The organism is Streptomyces virginiae, from assembly GCF_040638905.1.
Taxonomy (GTDB): Bacteria; Actinomycetota; Actinomycetes; order Streptomycetales; family Streptomycetaceae; genus Streptomyces; species Streptomyces virginiae_B.
Genome location: NZ_JBEZYV010000009.1, coordinates 105791 through 122020 on the forward strand (window position 1 = coordinate 105791; position 16230 = coordinate 122020).

The window sequence follows — 16230 nt, forward strand, 5'->3', positions numbered from 1 at the left end:
GGGAGTAGACGATGACCGAGTCGGACGCGGCCTCCGGACAGCCCCTGCAGGACGGCGGCGGCCCCGCCGCGGCCCCCGGGGCCGCCCCCTCCCGACGTGCGGTGCTCGGCTGGGGCGGGGCCGGGCTCGCGCTCGGCGCCGCCGCTGCCGGCGGTGCGGCCGCGGCCTTCGGCGGCGGCTCGGACATGGTGTCGGCGGCGGCCGCCGGCGCGGCCGTGCCCTTCCACGGCGAGCACCAGGCCGGTATCGCGAGCGCCGTGCAGGACCGCCTGCACTTCGCGGCCTTCGACGTGAAGACGAAGGACCGCGCGGAGCTGGTCAAGCTCCTGAAGGAGTGGACCGCGGCGGCCCGCCTGATGACGGCGGGCCTCCCGGTCGGCGACGTGTACGAGGGCCTGCCGGAGGCCCCGCCGACCGACACCGGCGAGGCCCTGGGCCTGAAGGCCTCCCGGCTCACCCTGACCGTCGGTTTCGGGCCCGGGCTGTTCGCCAAGGACCGGTTCGGGCTGGAGGGCAGGCGCCCCGAGGCGCTGGTGGACCTGGAGCTCTTCCCCGGTGACAACCTGGACCCGGCACGCTCCGGCGGCGACCTGTGCGTCCAGGCCTGTGCCGACGACCCGCAGGTCGCCGTGCACGCCATCCGCCAGCTGGCCCGGATCGGCTTCGGCCGGGTCGCGGTGCGCTGGTCGCAGCTCGGCTTCGGCAAGACCTCCTCGACGACGCCCGACGAGCAGACCCCGCGCAACATGATGGGCTTCAAGGACGGCACCCGGAACATCTCCGGTACCGACCGGGCGGCCCTGGACAAGCACGTGTGGGTCGGCGCGGGCGACGGCAGCGACTGGCTGACGGGCGGTTCCTACCTGGTGGCGCGCCGGATCCGGATGAACATCGAGACCTGGGACCGGACCCCGCTGCAGGAGCAGGAGGACATCTTCGGCCGCGACAAGGGCGAGGGAGCCCCCGTGGGCAAGTCCAAGGAGCGCGACGAGCCCTTCCTGAAGGCGATGAAGCCGGAGGCGCACGTCCGCCTCGCGCACCCGGACACCAACAACGGCGCGACGATCCTGCGGCGCGGCTACTCCTTCACCGACGGCACGGACGGTCTCGGCCGCCTCGACGCGGGCCTGTTCTTCCTCGCCTACCAGCGTGACGTCCGCACGGGCTTCGTCCCGATCCAGCGGAACCTGGCGAAGTCCGATGTCCTCAACGAATACATCCAGCACGTGGGTTCGGCCGTCTTCGCCGTCCCGCCGGGCGTCCGCGACAAGGACGACTGGTGGGGCCGGACGCTGTTCGCCTAGATCCGCCGGAGAGGAAGAACCAACGTGTTCGGCAACTATCTGATCGGCCTGCGCGAGGGGCTGGAGGCCGGCCTGGTCGTCTGCATCCTCGTCGCGTACCTGGTGAAGACGGACCGCCGGGACGCCCTGCGTCCGGTGTGGCTCGGCATCGGGATCGCGTGCGCGCTCTCGCTCACCTTCGGCGCGCTGCTCGAATTCGGCTCCCAGGAGCTGACCTTCGAGGCGCAGGAGCTGCTGGGCGGCAGCCTGTCGATCATCTCGGTGGGGCTGGTGACGTGGATGGTCTTCTGGATGAAGCGCACCGCGCGGCACCTGAAGGCCGAGCTTCACGGCAAGCTCGACTCGGCGCTCGCCATGGGCACCGGCGCCCTGGTCGCGACCGCCTTCCTGGCGGTCGGCCGGGAGGGCCTGGAGACCGCGCTGTTCGTGTGGGCGTCGGTACGGGCCAGCGGCGAGGGCTCTTCGGCGCCACTGGTCGGGGTGCTGCTGGGCATCGCGACGGCGATCGTGCTCGGGTACCTGTTCTACCGGGGCGCCGTGCGGATCAACCTGGCGAAGTTCTTCCGGTGGACCGGCGCGATGCTGGTGGTCGTAGCCGCGGGCGTGCTCGCGTACGGCGTCCACGACCTCCAGGAGGCCCGCTTCCTGGGCGGCCTGAACGACAGGGCCTTCGACATCAGCACGGCCGTCCCGCCGGACAGCTGGTACGGGACCCTGCTCAAGGGAGTCTTCAACTTCCAGCCGGACCCGACCGTCCTCCAGCTGGCCGTGTGGGCGCTGTACGCGGTCCCGGTGCTGGTGCTGTTCTTCGCCGAACGCGGCGGCCGCCGCCCGGCGAGCACGCCCACGCCCTCCGACGCCCCGAACGCCGCCCCCGCCGCCTGACGGTTCACCAGAGCCGGTCGACGCTCCCGGGGTGGAGCGGGACCCGCACGCCGGTGAAGGCCTGGCGGTCCCCGGCCGGGGCGTCGGTGAAGAAGGCCGCCATCACCGCCTTGTCGAAGCCGGGGGCGTCGGTGGCCAGCGGCTCCTCGGGGGTGCCTCCGACGAGGACCGTGCCGGGCAGCGGCGCGAAGCCGGCCGCCTCGTAGAACGGCGCGAGGGGCCGGTCGCAGCTGAACAGCGCCAGGTCCACGGCCCGGTCCGCCGCCAGTTCCGCCAGGGCGGCGGCCACCAGCCGCCCCCCGAGCCCCTGGCCGCGCACCGCGGTCCGCGTCACGACGGAGCTCAGCCCGGCGCCGCGGTACGTGCGCCCCGCCAGCGGGATCTCCTTGTACAGCAGCGCCAGGGCGGCGGCAACCGTCCCGTGCCGGTCCACCAGCAGCAGGGCTCGGGGTTCGAGCGCCGGATCATGACCCGGGGTGCAGCCTGGCCAGGCCTCCGCTTCCAGGTCGGCGACCTGGACGGCCAGCGCGGCGGGCACGTCGGCCTCGGCGAAGCCGACCACCCGCAGCTCCGCGCTCACCCTGCGGCTCCACGCATGGCGGGCGGACGCGCCGCCGCCGCGGCTCCGCGCCGGACGCCGCGCCTCAAACGCCGGCGGGGCGGAGAAGGGCGGGCGCATTCCTCGCGGCAGAACCAGTCCTGCCGGCGATTGAGGCGCGGGGGTTCGAGGGCAGAGCCCCCGGCCTTCGCGCCGTGCAGGGCCTCGTGCCGGACGGGTGCGCTCACGCCATGCGAACGGCCGTGCCGCCGACGCGGACGCGGGGGTCGCCCGCGTGCAGTGCGACCGTGAGGACGCCCGGGCGGCCCATGTCCGCGCCCTGGTGGAGGGTCAGCTCGGCCTCGTCCGGAACCAGGCCGAGCTCCCGGGCGTACGCGCCGAAGGCGGCCGCCGCGGCCCCCGTCGCCGGGTCCTCGACGACTCCGCCGACCGGGAACGGGTCGCGAACGTGGAACTCCGCCGGGCCCGCGCGGTGCACCAGCTGGACCGTGGTGAGGTCCAGGCGCCGCATCAGCGCCTCCAGGCGGGCGAAGTCGTAGTCGAGGTCCGCGAGGCGGGCCCGGGTGGCGGCGCCGAGCACCAGGTGGCGGGCTCCGGCGTAGGCGATCCTCGGCGGGAACGCCGGGTCGAGGTCGGCCCGCGGCCAGTCCAGCGCGGCGAGGGCCTCGGCGAGGTCGGCGGCGCCGATCTCCTCGGTGTGCGGCTCGACGCTGGTCAGCGTGGCCCGCAGGCGGCCGTCCTCGGCGGTGACCGACACCGGCACGGTGCCCGCCCGGGTGGCGAGGAGGAGGTCACCGGGCCCGATCCGCTCCGCCAGCGCGACGGCGGTGGCGATGGTGGCGTGGCCGCAGAAGGGGACCTCCGCCTTCGGGCTGAAGTAGCGCACGGTGAAGGAGCGGCCCTCCTGCCCTCCGAGCCCCTCCGGCGGGCCGGTGCGGAAGGCCGTCTCGCTGTAGCCCAGCCCGGCGGCGATCTCCAGCATCGCGGCGTCGTCCAGCCCGGAGGCGTCGAGCACGACCCCGGCGGGGTTGCCGCCGTCCGGGTCACTGGAGAAGGCGGTGTAGCGCAGTACGTCGGTATCGGTCATACCGTCATGATCGACGCCCGCCCCACGCGGTGGCAACGGAGATCCAGGGGCGGCGGAGGCCCGGGACTGCGGAGGCCCATCCGGGGCTGCGGAGGTCCGGGGGCTGTGGAGATCCGGGAAGGGCTCAGCCGCGGCCGATGTACGGCATGGACGTGGCCATCACCGTCGCGAACTGCACGTTCGCCTCCAGCGGCAGCTCGGCCATGTGCAGGACCGTGCGGGCCACGTCGGCGGCGTCCATGACCGGTTCGACAGCCAGCTGCCCGTTGGCCTGGAGGATTCCGGTCTGCATCCGCTCGGTCATCTCGGTCGCCGCGTTGCCGATGTCGATCTGGCCGCAGGCGATCCGGTACGGCCGCCCGTCCAGCGACAGGGACTTCGTCAGGCCGGTCATCGCGTGCTTGGTCGCGGTGTAGGCGATCGAGTTCGGCCGGGGCACGTGAGCGGAGATGGACCCGTTGTTGATGATGCGGCCGCCCTGCGGGTCCTGCCGCTTCATCTGCCGGAAGGCGGCCTGCGCGCACAGGAAGGAGCCGGTCAGGTTGACGTCCACGACGGAGCGCCAGGCCTCGTAGGTGATGTCCTCCAGCGGGACCCCGCCGGGCCCGAAGGTGCCCGCGTTGTTGAAGAGCAGGTCGAGGCGCCCGTACCGGGCGCGCACTGACTCGAACAGCCGAGGCACGTCGTCCGGGTCGCTCACGTCGGCCCGCACGCACAGCACGTCGGCGTCGGCCCCGGCCGCGGCGGCGGTCTCCTCCAGCGGTTCGGCCCGGCGGCCGGCCAGGGCCACGGCCCATCCCGCCCCGGCCAGGGTCAGGGCCACGGAGCGGCCGATTCCGGAGCCGGCGCCGGTCACCACGGCGATCTTCTTCGTACGTTCGTCCATGGGGCCGCAGGGTACGTCACAGCGCGCTCCGGTCCCCGGACGTTCCGATTGCTGAGAGCATGGGTCGGTCAGGGGTGCATAAGAGCAGATGAGAAGACTGGAGTACCGCATGTCGGAGAGAGGCCCCGCGACGGCACCCTCGCACGACTCGTCGCCCGAATCGCCCTCCGCGTCCACCACCGCGCCCCTGAAGGCAGCACGCCGTACGAGCCTGCTCGTCACCTTCATACTCGGCGGGCTCACCGCCCTCCCGCCGCTCTCCATGGACATGTACCTGCCGGCCCTGCCGCAGGTCACCGACGCCCTGAAGAGCCCCGCCGCGACGATCCAGCTGACCCTCACCGCCTGCCTCGCCGGCATGGCGCTCGGCCAGCTCGTCATCGGCCCGATGAGCGACAGGTGGGGCCGCCGCCGCCCGCTGCTCGCCGGCATGGCCGTCTACGTCCTGGCCACCGCGATCTGCGCCCTCGCCCCGACCGCCGAGCTGCTGATCTCCTTCCGGCTGCTCCAGGGACTGGCCGGGGCCGCCGGTGTCGTCATCGCGCGCGCCGTCGTACGCGACCTGTACGACGGCGAGGAGATGGCCCGCTTCTTCTCCACCCTGATGCTCATATCCGGGGCCGCCCCGATCGTCGCGCCGCTCATAGGCGGCCAGGTGCTGCGCTTCGCCGACTGGCGGGGCGTCTTCGTCGTCCTGACCGGCGTCGGCACGGTCCTCACCCTGATGGTCTGGCGCGGCCTCGGCGAGACCCTGCCACCCGAGCGGAGGCACACCGGCGGTGTCGGTTCCGCGCTGCGGACCATGCGCGGGCTGCTCGGCGACCGGGTCTTCACCGGCTACACCCTGACCGGCGGCTTCGCCTTCGCCGTCCTCTTCTCCTACATCTCCGCCTCCCCCTTCGTGGTGCAGGAGATCTACGGGGCCTCGCCCCAGACCTTCTCCCTGCTCTTCGGGCTGAACTCCGTCGGCCTGATCCTCGTCGGGCAGATCAACGGCAAGCTGCTGGTCGGCCGGGTGCGCCTGGACAAGGTGCTGGCCGTCGGCCTCGCGGTCGTCCTGGCCTCCGCGGTGTCCCTGCTGCTGATGACCACGGGCGTCTTCGGCGAGGTCGGGCTGATCCCCGTCGCCACCGCGCTGTTCGTCCTCATGTCGGCGATGGGCATCGTGCTGCCGAACACCAACGCGCAGGCGCTGATGCGGACCCCGCACGCGGCCGGATCGGCCTCCGCGCTGCTCGGCACCTCCTCGTTCCTGATCGGCGCGATCGCCTCGCCGCTGGTGGGCATCGCGGGCGAGGACACCGCCGTTCCGATGGCAGTGGTGCAGCTGGTGTGCGCGGTGCTCTCGACGAGCTGCTTCCTGGCCCTGTGCCGGCCGTGGCAGGGCGCCTCCCGCCCCGCCGGCCTCTGAGGCGCACAGACGCGGGGCGCGGGTCCGGCGCGGCCCGGGCGGCGGGGGCGCATTCGCCCGCGGCGTAAACTTCGCAGGTGAACGCCTCCGCCCCCACCACCGCCGAGACCCTCCGCAGCACGCTCGGCGGGCTGCTCGACGGACTCCCGCCCAAGCAGGCCTCGGCCGCCGTCGAGCGGCTCATCGCCAGCTACCGGGGGCGGACCCCCACCGACGCGCCCGTACTGCGCGACCGCTCGGACGTCGTGGCGTACGCGGCCTACCGCATGCCGGCCACCTTCGAGGCGGTACGGGCCGCCCTGGACGCGCTGGCCGAGGCGGCGCCCGGCTGGGCGCCGGCCTCGCACGTGGACGTGGGCGGCGGCACCGGCGCCGCGACGTGGGCGGTGGACGCCACCTGGGACGGCCCCCGGCAGACCACGGTGCTGGACTGGGCGGAGCCGGCGCTGGCCCTCGGCCGGGAGCTGGCGGCGGCCTCCGGCTCGCCCGTGCTGCGCGGCGCCGAGTGGCGGCGGGCCGTCATCGGCGCCGGGATGGCCGTCCCCGACGCCGACCTGGTGACGGTGTCGTACGTACTCGGCGAGCTGACCGGGCAGGCCCGCACGGCCGTCGTCGCCGAGGCGGCGCGGGCCGGCCGGGCGGTGGTGCTGATCGAGCCGGGCACGCCGGAGGGGTACCTGCGCATCCGCGAGGCCCGCGACCAGCTGATCGCGGCCGGACTGCGGGTCGCCGCGCCGTGCCCGCACGACGGGACCTGCCCCATCGAGGTCGGCCAGGACTGGTGCCACTTCTCGGCGCGGGTCAGCCGCTCCTCCCTGCACCGGCAGGTCAAGGGCGGCTCGCTCCCGTACGAGGACGAGAAGTTCAGCTACGTCGCCGCGACCCGCTTCCCGGTGGAGCCGGCCGCCTCCCGGATCACGCGCAAGCCGCAGATCCGCAAGGGTCTCGTCCTGCTGGAGCTGTGCGGCCCCGAGGAGGGCGACGGGGCAGGCCTGACCCGGGTCAACGTGACCAAGCGCCACGGCGGCCTCTACAAGGCCGCTCGGGACGCCGACTGGGGCCAGGCCTGGCCGCCGCCCCCGGAGGGCCGGATCCGGGCACGCCCTGCGGAAACGCCTTAGGTCGTGTCGTGAAGGTCCCGCCTGGCCGGCGGGGCCTGCCCCGCCCTTCGGGCGGCCGGCGCTACTTCGACGGCACTTCCTGGGGCCGCAACTCCTGGGTGCAGCACTTCACGCTGCCGCCGCCCTTGAGCAGTTCCCCGAGGTCCATCGGGACCGGTTCGAAGCCCCGGTCCCGCAGCGGGCCGAACAGCCCGGTGGCCGCCTGCGGGAGCAGCACGTGCCGGCCGTCGGACACCGCGTTCAGGCCGAGGGCGGCCGCGTCCCGGCCGTCGGCGATCAGCGCGTCGGGGAAGAGCCGCCGCAGCACGCCCTGGCTGCCGGGCGAGAAGGCGTCGGGGTAGTACATGACCTCGTCGCCGTCGAGGACGCTGAGCGCGGTGTCCAGGTGGTAGTAGCGCGGGTCGACCAGGTCGAGCCCGATGACGGGGCGGCCGAAGAACTCCTGGGCCTCGGAGTGCGAGAGCGGGCTGGAGCGGAAGCCGCGGCCGGCGAGGACGAAGCTCGCCGTGACGGCGAAGTCGCCCTCGCCCTCGTTGACGTGGGCGGGCTCGTGGACGTCCTGGTAGCCGTGGTCGCGGAACCATTCGAGGTGGATCCGGGCCTCCGGCGCCCGTTCCGGGTAGGCGAACCGGGCCCCGAGGACCCGGCCGTCGACCACCAGCGCCCCGTTCGCCGCGAACACCATGTCGGGCAGTGCGGGATCGGGTACGAGGGTCTCGACGGTGTGGCCCAGGGACAGGTACCGGTCCCTGAGGTCTTCCCACTGGGCCTGGGCGAGGGGCAGGTCCACCGGTTTCGTGGGATCCATCCACGGGTTGATGGAGTACGTGACCTTGAAGTGTGCGGGTGGGCACATCAGGTAGCGCCGGGGTGTGGCGTCTCTGCGCAAAGAAGGCTCCTCACGACTTTCACGACTCAAGACGAGTGCTGGAAGGAATCGTCTCTCCTGGACCGGTACGGCGCAGTGGACCGATGGGGTGGTTTACGAAAACGAGGGGCGCCGCGGAAGCCGAGGAGACGAGACGTCTCGCTGCGATACTTGCGGGCATGACCAAGTCCCCTGACGCCACGCGCCGCAGCGACCGTTCCCGGCGCGCCATCCTCGACGCCGCGCTCGCCCTGGTCGGAGAGGTCGGCTACAACAAGCTGACCATCGAGGCCATCGCCGCCCGCGCCGGCGTCGGCAAGCAGACCATCTACCGCTGGTGGCCCTCGAAGGCGGCCGTCCTCCTCGAAGCCTCCCTCGCCCTCGCCGGGGACGCGGAGGCGGACGCCGAGTGGACCGGCTTCCCCGACACCGGGGACCTCGCCGCCGACCTGAAGTACGTACTGCGGGCGACGGTCGACGAGTTCAACGACGAGAAGTACGAGGCCCCCGCGCGCGCCCTGACCGCGGCCGGAGCCACCGACCCCGAGCTCGGCGCCCGCTTCACCGAGCAGTTGCTGGAGCCGCAGCTCGCACTGTACGAAGCCCGGTTGCGCACGGCGCGCGAAGCCGGCCAGCTCGCGCCCGACACGGATCTGCGGCTGACGGTCGAGATGCTGCTCGGGCCGCTGACGTACCGCTGGCTGCTGCGCACCGCGCCCCTCACGCACGCGTACACCGACTCACTGGTGGACGGGGTGCTCGGCGGGGTGGCAAACGTCACCGCCCGCTAGCCGCCCGACAACCTGCGTTCACCCGGGAATGTTTGCCCCGATTCGGTGGGTATGTTGGCGTTGGCACTCACCCATCCCCGGCCCCCCGGTCATCGAGAGCGGTCACCCGGGGCCCAGGATGGTGGGACCATGTGAAGGTCTGCCGGGGCAACGGTGAGGTGAGGGGATAGATGGGATCTGAGTCCGGCCGCGTCAAACGCGGCGAGCAGAGCAGGATTTCCCAGTGGCTGCGCCGGCGGCAGAAACCCACCGCCGAGGACCCCGCACGAGAACGCGAGGCGCTCCTCCTGGCCGTCTCCGCCGCCGGTCTGCCGCTCGCCCCCGCCGCCCATCCCGTCGGCTACCGATGTTCGTGCGACCGCATCGGCTGTCCGACCCCGGCCCGACATCCGGTCTCCTTCGCCTGGCAGACGCAGTCGACCACCGACCGCGCGCAGATCGAGCGGTGGGCGCGCAACGAGCCCGACGCCAACTTCATCACCGCGACCGGCATGGTCCACGACGTGCTCGACGTCCCGCTGGAAGCCGGCGCCGCCGCCCTCGCGCGGCTCCTGGAGGCCGGCATCAAGGTCGGCCCCGTCGCCGAATCGGGCGGCAACGGCGACCAGGCCCGGATGCTCTTCTTCACCGCCACCCGCGGCACTCCCGAGGACGAGGACGAGTGGTGGCCGTGCGCGCTGGACTGCCACCCCGAGACGATGGACGAACACCCGGGCCTGCGCTGGCACTGCCGCGGCAGCTACGTCCTGGTCCCACCGGCGGCCCTCCCCGGCGACCAGGCGGTGACCTGGATCCGCGGCATGGAGCACCCCCTCCCGGACCCGCTCACCCTCCTGGAAACCCTGACCGACGCCTGCGCCGCGTATGCGGACACCTCCGACCGCGCCCCTGCCACGGTGGCCTGGCCGCTGGGACGTTGAGGCGCGGGGCGCCGAGGGCCGTGCCCCCGGCCACGGCCACGGCGCGTCAGTGGTGGATCTGCGTCACGACCACGTCGAGGGACCAGGCCCGCCCCGCCTTCGCGGGGGCTTCCGTCTCGACGGCGTAGCCCAGGTCCCGCAGGGCCGTCACCAGCTCGGCCGGCGAGCCGGGCACGGCCCCCGCCACCAGCAGGTCCCGGACCAGGCGGCCCTTGGTCGCCTTGTTGAAGTGGCTCACCACGGACCGCTTCTCCACGCCGTCCACCAGCTGCGAGTGCAGCACCCGTACGGTCGCGGTCCGGCCCGCGACCTCACCCTTCGGCTTCCACGCGGTCGCGTACGCCGCCGAACGAAGGTCCAGTACCAGCCCGTCCGCGGCGGCCGCGGGCAGCACCTCGGCCATCGGCCCGCGCCAGTACGCGCCGAGCGCGCCCAGCCCCGGCAGCTTCACGCCCATCGAGCAGCGGTACGAGGGGATCCGGTCGGTGACCCGCACCGCACCCCACAGCCCCGAGAAGACCAGGAGCGCATCCTCGGCGGTCGCCCGCGCCGCCTCGGGCAGATCGGCCAGGCCCAGCGCGTCGTAGAGCACGCCGGTGTAGATCTCCCCCGCCGGGCGGGCGGCCGCCGAGCGCAGCTCCGCGTTCTTGGCGACCTCGCCGCGCAGGCCCTCGCTCAGACCCAGCACCTCACGGGCCTTGAGCTCGTCGCCCGCGCACAGCTCGACCAGCTCCTCCAGCACCGCCGCCCGGGCCGGCGCCAGACCGGGCAGCGACAGCTCCCGCGGCTCCAGCGGTGCGCCGGAACCGCCGGCGGCCTTTCCCTCGGAGGGCGGCAGCAGCACGAGCACGGTGGTTCTCCTTCAATACGACACGACGCAGGGGATGCGGCCCCCCGGCCAGCCTAGACGCCCGCCGGCCCCGCCCGGCTACGCCCGCCGGCGCAGGGCCGGGACCAGGGTGCGGGGGTCGTCGGCGCGGAAGCGGACGGTGCGGGCCGTCGCGCGGGCGCCGAGCGTAGAAGCCCTGCCGTTGCGGCAAGGTCAAGCGGCGACGGCACAGCCGGTAACATGGGCGCCACGGCAGACGAGTCGGCCGGGCGGCCGCGTCGGGACCCCAGGGTCCCGCCGAGGAACGTCCGGGCTCCACAGGGCAGGGTGGTGGGTAACGCCCACCCGGGGTGACCCGCGGGACAGTGCCACAGAAAACAGACCGCCGGGGGCTTCGGCCTCCGGTAAGGGTGAAACGGTGGTGTAAGAGACCACCAGCGCCTGGGGTGACCCAGGCGGCTAGGTAAACCCCACCCGGAGCAAGGTCAAGAGGATCCGTCCCCGGACGGGTCTGCGCGAACGCTTGAGGGCTGCCCGCCCGAGTTCGCGGGTAGACCGCACGAGGCCGGCGGCAACGCCGGTCCTAGATGGATGGCCGTCTCCCCGGCGACCGCGAGGTCACCGGGCGACAGAACCCGGCGTACAGGCCGGCTCGTCTGTCCATCCCTCGCCCCGAACCGGGCTCCTCCGGTCCGGGGCGTCGCCGTACCGTCCGCCGGATTTCCGTCGGTCGGTGCCGACACCTGTCGGTGGTCCGCATGATGCGGCACTCTCAGCTCATGAGCGACCACCCCGCCAGCGCGGCCGCGGCTGCCGCGCGCATGCGCGACCTGGCCGAAGCGACCGCCGGTCCGCGCGACGCCTACGCGAGCCCCGCCGAGATCGCTTCCGTGACCGGGAGCCTGCTCGACGTCGCCCGCCACCTCCAGGACGTGCTGAGCCATCTGGAGCGCCACATCGGGCGGACCGACGACGGTGACTGGGCCGCCCCGGACGGAGCACGGCCCCGCCCGAACCCGCGGCAGGCGCGCGGCGCCGTCCAGTCCGCCCAGGCCCAGGCCCGGAACATGGTCCGCTCCCTGGACCGGGCGGTGGAGGCCCTCGGCCGCCCCGAGCCCGCGCCCTGACCGCCGTCGGCGGGGCCTACCGCAGGTGCGAGGTGTCGTTCAGGAGACGGACCGAGGCGTTGCCGTCCGCGTAGTAGGCCACCGCCGAGAGGGACGCCGCCGAGAGTTCCATGCGGAACAGGGACTCCGGCGGGGCCCCGAGCGCGAGGCGGACCATGATCTTGACCGGGGTCACGTGGGTGACCAGCAGGACCGTGCGGCCCGCGTGTGCGGCCAGCAGCCGGTCGCGGGTCGCCGAGATCCGGCGGGTGGCGGCCGCGAAGCTCTCCCCACCGCCGGTGGGGGCGGCCTTCGGGGAGTCCAGCCAGGCCTGCAGGTCGTCCGGGAAGCGCTCCTGCACCTCGGCGAAGGTCAGGCCCTCCCAGGCGCCGAAGTCCACCTCGCGCAGGCCCTGTTCGACCGTCACGTCGAGGCCGAGGCGGTCGGCGACGGCCTGCGCGGTCTCCCGGCAGCGCAGCAGTGGGGAGCTGATGACCGTCTGGACGGTGCCGCGCGCGGCGAGCGCCTCGGCGACGGCCGCCGCCTGGCGGCGGCCGGCCGGGGACAGCTCGGGGTCGCTGCCTCCGCTTCCGGAGAACCGCTTCTGCGGGGTGAGCGCGGTCTCGCCGTGGCGCAGCAGCACGAACGTGGCCGGCGCCCCCATGTCGGGGGCCCAGCCCTGCCCGCCCGCGGGGGCGGTGGCCGTCCGCTCCTGATCGGCCTGATCGGCCCGGCCGGGCGCCGGTGCCGCCGACGGGACCGGTCCGGCCGTACCGGGGCCGGGCTCCGCGAAGAGGGTGTCGGCCCCTGCCTCGGCGAAGAGGGTGTCGGCCCCTGCCTCCGCGGACACCGGCGCGGTGGCCGACGTACGAGGTGGCATCCCGGTCGGCGTGTCGGCGCGGGCGATGCCGCGGGCGGCCGCGGTGTCCGGGCCGGACCGGGCGGCGGCCAGGGCCGCCCGCGCCGCCGCCGCACCCGCGGCGGCGTCACCGGGCGGACCCGACGGGGCCGGGCGGGCCGACGGGGTCGTGAAGGCGGCCGAGGAGGCCGACGGCTCCCACTGCTCGCCGCGCTTGCCCGCGTCCATCGCCTCGTTGGCGAGCCGGTCCGCGTGCTTGTTCCGCTCGCGCGGGATCCACTCGTAGGTGACCTGCGCGCGCGGCAGGATGCGCGCGGCCTCGGCCGCGAGCGGCTTCATGTCCGCGTGCTTGATCTTCCAGCGGCCCGACATCTGCTCGACGACGAGCTTGGAGTCCATCCGGACCAGGACCACCGCGTCGGGCGCGAGGTCACGGGCCGCCGTGAGCCCGGCGATCAGGCCCTTGTACTCCGCCACGTTGTTCGTCGCGACGCCGATGTACTCGGCGCGTTCGGCCAGCGTCTCGCCAGAGGCCGGGTCGAGGACGACGGCGCCGTAGCCCGCGGGCCCCGGGTTGCCCCGGGACCCGCCGTCCGCCTCCACGACGAAACGCGGCATCAGATGCCCGAGTCGGCCGTACGGACCAGGATGCGGCCGCAGTTCTCGTGACGGACGACCTGGTCGCGGGCCGTGGCCTTGATCTCGTTGACCTCGGCCATGTCCAGCTCCAGCCGGCAGCCCTCGCAGCGGCGCTGGTAGAGGCGCGCCGCGCCGACCCCGCCCTGCTTGACGCGGATCTTCTCGTACAGGGCCATCAGGTCGGCCGGCATGGAGGTGACGATCACCTCGCGGTCCTTGGTGACCTTCGCGACCTCGGCGTCGATCTCGGCGGTGGCCGCGTCACGGCGGGTGGTGGCGTCCGCGACCTTTGTCTCCAGGCCGGAGACGCGCTCGGTCAGCTCCGACACGCGTTCCTGCGCGGCCTCCAGGCGCTCCATGACCTCGAGGACCACGTCCTCCAGGTCGCCCTGGCGCTTGGCGAGGGAGACGACCTCGCTCTGCAGGTTCGCCAGGTCCCGGGCCGAGATGCCCACGCCGGAGTCGAGCCGCTGCTGGTCGCGGACCGCGCGCTGGCGCACCTGGTCGACGTCCTGCTCCGCCTTGGTCTGCTCGCGGGCCGTGTCGCTCGCCTGGGTCTGGGCGGCGACCAGCAGGTCGCGCTGCTGCGTCAGGTCCTTGGTGAGCGTGTCGAGCTCGGCGTGCTCGGGCAGCGACTTGCGCTTGTGGGCGAGCTGAGACAGCCGGACGTCCAGGGCCTGGACATCGAGAAGTCGGATCTGGTCGGCGGGCTCGGCGTTCAGTTGGGGGCTCCAGAGATAGAAGGGGAGGGTACGGACGGCGCGTGCACCGTCCACGGGTCGGTGACCGTGCGCGAGACGTGGGTGCGCAGACCCCAGCCGTGGCGCTCGGAGATCGCGTCGAGCTGCGCGGCGGCCTGCTCGCACCAAGGCCATTCGGTGGCCCAGTGGGCGGCGTCGACGAGGGCCAGCGGGCTCTGCTCGCGGGCCTCGGACACCGGGTGGTGACGCAGGTCGGCGGTGACGAACGCGTCCACGCCCGCGGCGCGGACCTCGGCGAAGAGGCTGTCGCCGGAGCCGCCGCTGACGGCGACGCGCCGGATCATCGCGTCCGGGTCGCCGGCGACGCGGATGCCCTGGGCCGTCGGCGGCAGCCAGGCCGCACAGCGGGCGGCGAACTCCCGCAGGGGCTCGGGGCGGTCCAGCTCGCAGATCCGGCCGAGGCCGCGGCGGCCTTCGGGGTCGCTCGGGTCCGGCACCAGCGGGCCGGTGATCCGCAGGTCCAGGGCGCCGGCGAGGGCGTCGGAGACGCCGGGGTCGGCGGTGTCGGCGTTGGTGTGGGCGACGTGCAGCGCGATGTCGTTCTTGATCAGCGTGTGCACGACGCGGCCCTTGAAGGTGCCGGCCTCGACCGTGGTGGTGCCCCTGAGATAGAGGGGGTGGTGGGTGACGATCAGGTCGGCACCCAGTTCCACGGCTTCGTCGGCGATCTCCTGGACGGGGTCCACCGCGAAGAGGACCCGGCCGACCTCGGCGTCGGGGTCGCCGCATACGGTTCCGACCGCGTCCCACTGCTCGGCCCGCGAGGGCGGCCAGAGAGCGTCCAGCGCGGCGATGACTTCAGAGAGACGGGGCACGGGCCAAGGCTACCGTCCGTGGCGGCCGGCCCGGTCAGCACCGGTACCTGCGAAGCGGTCCGCCGTCCGCCCGCGGCGCCTGCCTTTCGATGCCGCACAGCACAATCGCACCGCCCATCACAGACGAATCGCCGCCCGGACACCCTTACGTGTGAAGCCGCCTTGGTGGTGTTGTTCGGCAGGAATCCCGAAAACTAGCTTCCTCACCGGAGGTGACGGCCCGGATGACTGTCTGTGCCATCGAGATGACGACCACGGCCCCGTTCACGATCTCCGCGGACGGGTCGTACGCCGCCCGCCTCGCCGGGGACGGCGAAGCGCGCTACGCGGAACGCTGGACCCTCGCCGGTCCCGAGCCCTACGCGGTGCCGCTGCCCCTCGCACAGCCCGAGGAGGCGGACAGCGAGCTCCTCCCGCTGACCGACGGGCGCGTGCTGATCCACCGCCGGGTCGCGGACCGGCACGCCTTCGCCCTGCTCTACCCGACGGGCGCCGCGGCCGGGCCGCGCACCGGGGAGCTCCAGCTGGGCGGAGTGGAGGCGGAGGAGGGCGTACGGGTCTTCCTGCTCCCGCCGGCCCCGGACGGCTCCGGTGCCTTCGCGGTGGCCGCGTCGGACACCGTGAGCACGCTGTGGCAGGTGGCCGGGTGCGCCTTCGGGCCGCAGCGGATGGCCCGGATCCCGGGCCGCTGCTCCGGCGGAGTGTGGCTGGACCGGACGGGCCGGCTGCTGGCCCTGGACCGCGAGCTGGAGGGCACCACCACCAAGGCCGTCGCCGTGGACCTGGGCGGCGACGGCAGGGTCACCCCGCTGCTGCAGATCACCGAGGACAGCGACGACCGGCTGCTGCTGGCCGACCCGGACAGCGGGCTGCTGCTGATCCGCTCCGACGCCCCGGGCGAACCGCGCCTGGGCTGGGGCGTGCTGGGCAGCTCGCGTCCGGTCCGCTTCCCCGAGTGCCTGCGGCTGGGGGACGCCGTGCCCTTCGCCGTCCAGCCGGGCCAGGCCCTGATGCCGGAGACCTGCGGGGTGGCACTGCGGCTGCCCGAGGGGGACATCGGCCTGTGGCGTCCCGCCGACCGGCGCGTCTTCCGGCTGCCCGCCCCGGCGGGGTGGCTCGGCGGTGCGGGCCTGTGGAGCCCGCAGGGCCGCCTGCACCTCCCGTACGCGGTCCCGGAGGTGCCCTGCGGGATCGTCGGGATGACCCTTCCCGCGTGCCCTCCCCCGCAGGTCCGCGTGGACCCGCAGGTCCACAGGGACCCGCAGGTCCGCGTGGACCCGCAGGTCCCTGTGGAACCGCCGCCCCCGCCCTCACCGCGGCCGGTCCCCCTGCAGCAGGCTCCGCTGGCGGGGCGGTAGGGCGTGTACGTGAAGCGGCGCCGGCCGCCCG

At 73.9% G+C, this 16230-nt stretch carries 16 protein-coding genes and 1 other RNA gene; 9 read left to right on the forward strand and 8 right to left on the reverse strand.

The window, feature by feature from the left end:
• Nucleotides 1-11: 11 nt before the first annotated feature.
• Entirely contained in the window at nt 12-1304 is a 1293-nt protein-coding gene (gene efeB / locus AB0F82_RS15275; RefSeq protein WP_356814228.1) for an iron uptake transporter deferrochelatase/peroxidase subunit, read from the forward strand.
• Nucleotides 1305-1328: 24 nt separating this feature from the next.
• Nucleotides 1329-2189, forward strand: a complete 861-nt coding sequence (efeU, locus tag AB0F82_RS15280) for an iron uptake transporter permease EfeU (protein WP_362627361.1) — start codon at nt 1329-1331, stop codon at nt 2187-2189.
• Nucleotides 2190-2193: 4 nt separating this feature from the next.
• On the opposite strand, the gene AB0F82_RS15285 is transcribed toward efeU, so the two are convergent.
• From AB0F82_RS15285 to AB0F82_RS15295, 3 genes are all read right to left on the reverse strand, one after another.
• A complete protein-coding gene (locus AB0F82_RS15285; protein WP_362627364.1) occupies nt 2194-2769 on the reverse strand; it encodes a GNAT family N-acetyltransferase in 576 nt (191 codons plus the stop codon).
• A 202-nt stretch (nt 2770-2971) separates the two neighbouring features.
• Nucleotides 2972-3835 carry a PhzF family phenazine biosynthesis protein gene (locus AB0F82_RS15290; protein WP_362627367.1) on the reverse strand — a complete coding sequence of 288 codons (864 nt, stop codon included), beginning with the start codon at nt 3833-3835 and terminating at the stop codon, nt 2972-2974.
• A 124-nt stretch (nt 3836-3959) separates the two neighbouring features.
• The gene (locus AB0F82_RS15295) at nt 3960-4721 is read right to left on the reverse strand and encodes an SDR family oxidoreductase (protein WP_362627369.1); all 762 of its coding nucleotides are present in this window, start codon (nt 4719-4721) and stop codon (nt 3960-3962) included.
• A gap of 109 nt (nt 4722-4830) precedes the next feature.
• Between AB0F82_RS15295 and AB0F82_RS15300 the strand changes: the two genes are divergently transcribed.
• Complete coding sequence (locus tag AB0F82_RS15300; protein WP_362627372.1) at nt 4831-6132, forward strand: Bcr/CflA family multidrug efflux MFS transporter; 1302 nt, start codon at nt 4831-4833, stop codon at nt 6130-6132.
• 77 nt (nt 6133-6209) lie between these two features.
• Nucleotides 6210-7253, forward strand: a complete 1044-nt coding sequence (locus AB0F82_RS15305) for a small ribosomal subunit Rsm22 family protein (protein ID WP_362627375.1) — start codon at nt 6210-6212, stop codon at nt 7251-7253.
• 61 nt (nt 7254-7314) lie between these two features.
• Here AB0F82_RS15305 and ddaH read toward each other — a convergent pair whose 3' ends face one another.
• Nucleotides 7315-8172 carry a dimethylargininase gene (ddaH, locus tag AB0F82_RS15310; protein ID WP_362627378.1) on the reverse strand — a complete coding sequence of 286 codons (858 nt, stop codon included), beginning with the start codon at nt 8170-8172 and terminating at the stop codon, nt 7315-7317.
• A gap of 128 nt (nt 8173-8300) precedes the next feature.
• On the opposite strand from ddaH, the gene AB0F82_RS15315 reads away from it, so the two are divergent.
• Nucleotides 8301-8912 carry a TetR/AcrR family transcriptional regulator gene (locus AB0F82_RS15315; protein WP_362627381.1) on the forward strand — a complete coding sequence of 204 codons (612 nt, stop codon included), beginning with the start codon at nt 8301-8303 and terminating at the stop codon, nt 8910-8912.
• A gap of 170 nt (nt 8913-9082) precedes the next feature.
• On the forward strand, nt 9083-9832 hold the full coding sequence (locus AB0F82_RS15320; protein WP_362627384.1) for a bifunctional DNA primase/polymerase: 750 nt from the start codon (nt 9083-9085) through the stop codon (nt 9830-9832).
• 46 nt (nt 9833-9878) lie between these two features.
• Here AB0F82_RS15320 and yaaA read toward each other — a convergent pair whose 3' ends face one another.
• Nucleotides 9879-10682 (reverse strand): peroxide stress protein YaaA, encoded by an 804-nt coding sequence (gene yaaA, locus AB0F82_RS15325; protein WP_356814240.1) that lies wholly within the window; start codon nt 10680-10682, stop codon nt 9879-9881.
• A 236-nt stretch (nt 10683-10918) separates the two neighbouring features.
• On the opposite strand from yaaA, the gene rnpB reads away from it, so the two are divergent.
• Both rnpB and AB0F82_RS15335 read left to right on the forward strand, forming a co-directional pair.
• Nucleotides 10919-11320, forward strand: an RNA gene (gene rnpB / locus AB0F82_RS15330) — RNase P RNA component class A.
• Nucleotides 11321-11440: 120 nt separating this feature from the next.
• Complete coding sequence (locus AB0F82_RS15335; RefSeq protein ID WP_356814241.1) at nt 11441-11788, forward strand: hypothetical protein; 348 nt, start codon at nt 11441-11443, stop codon at nt 11786-11788.
• A 16-nt stretch (nt 11789-11804) separates the two neighbouring features.
• Here the strand turns inward: AB0F82_RS15335 and AB0F82_RS15340 are convergent, their stop codons facing one another.
• The 3 genes from AB0F82_RS15340 to AB0F82_RS15350 are packed head-to-tail and all read right to left on the reverse strand — an operon-like array spanning nt 11805 to nt 14841.
• Nucleotides 11805-13244 carry a bifunctional RNase H/acid phosphatase gene (locus AB0F82_RS15340; protein ID WP_362627387.1) on the reverse strand — a complete coding sequence of 480 codons (1440 nt, stop codon included), beginning with the start codon at nt 13242-13244 and terminating at the stop codon, nt 11805-11807.
• Complete coding sequence (locus AB0F82_RS15345; protein WP_356814048.1) at nt 13244-13987, reverse strand: zinc ribbon domain-containing protein; 744 nt, start codon at nt 13985-13987, stop codon at nt 13244-13246. Before AB0F82_RS15345 ends, AB0F82_RS15340 begins: the two co-directional genes overlap by 1 nt.
• Nucleotides 13984-14841 (reverse strand): Nif3-like dinuclear metal center hexameric protein, encoded by an 858-nt coding sequence (locus AB0F82_RS15350; RefSeq protein WP_362627390.1) that lies wholly within the window; start codon nt 14839-14841, stop codon nt 13984-13986. The genes AB0F82_RS15345 and AB0F82_RS15350 overlap by 4 nt, the downstream gene beginning before the upstream one ends.
• 224 nt (nt 14842-15065) lie before the next feature.
• Here AB0F82_RS15350 and AB0F82_RS15355 point away from each other — a divergent pair, with 224 nt between their 5' ends.
• Nucleotides 15066-16199: a hypothetical protein gene (locus AB0F82_RS15355; protein ID WP_362627392.1), complete on the forward strand. Its 1134-nt coding sequence runs from the start codon at nt 15066-15068 to the stop codon at nt 16197-16199.
• Nucleotides 16200-16230: the final 31 nt, after the last annotated feature.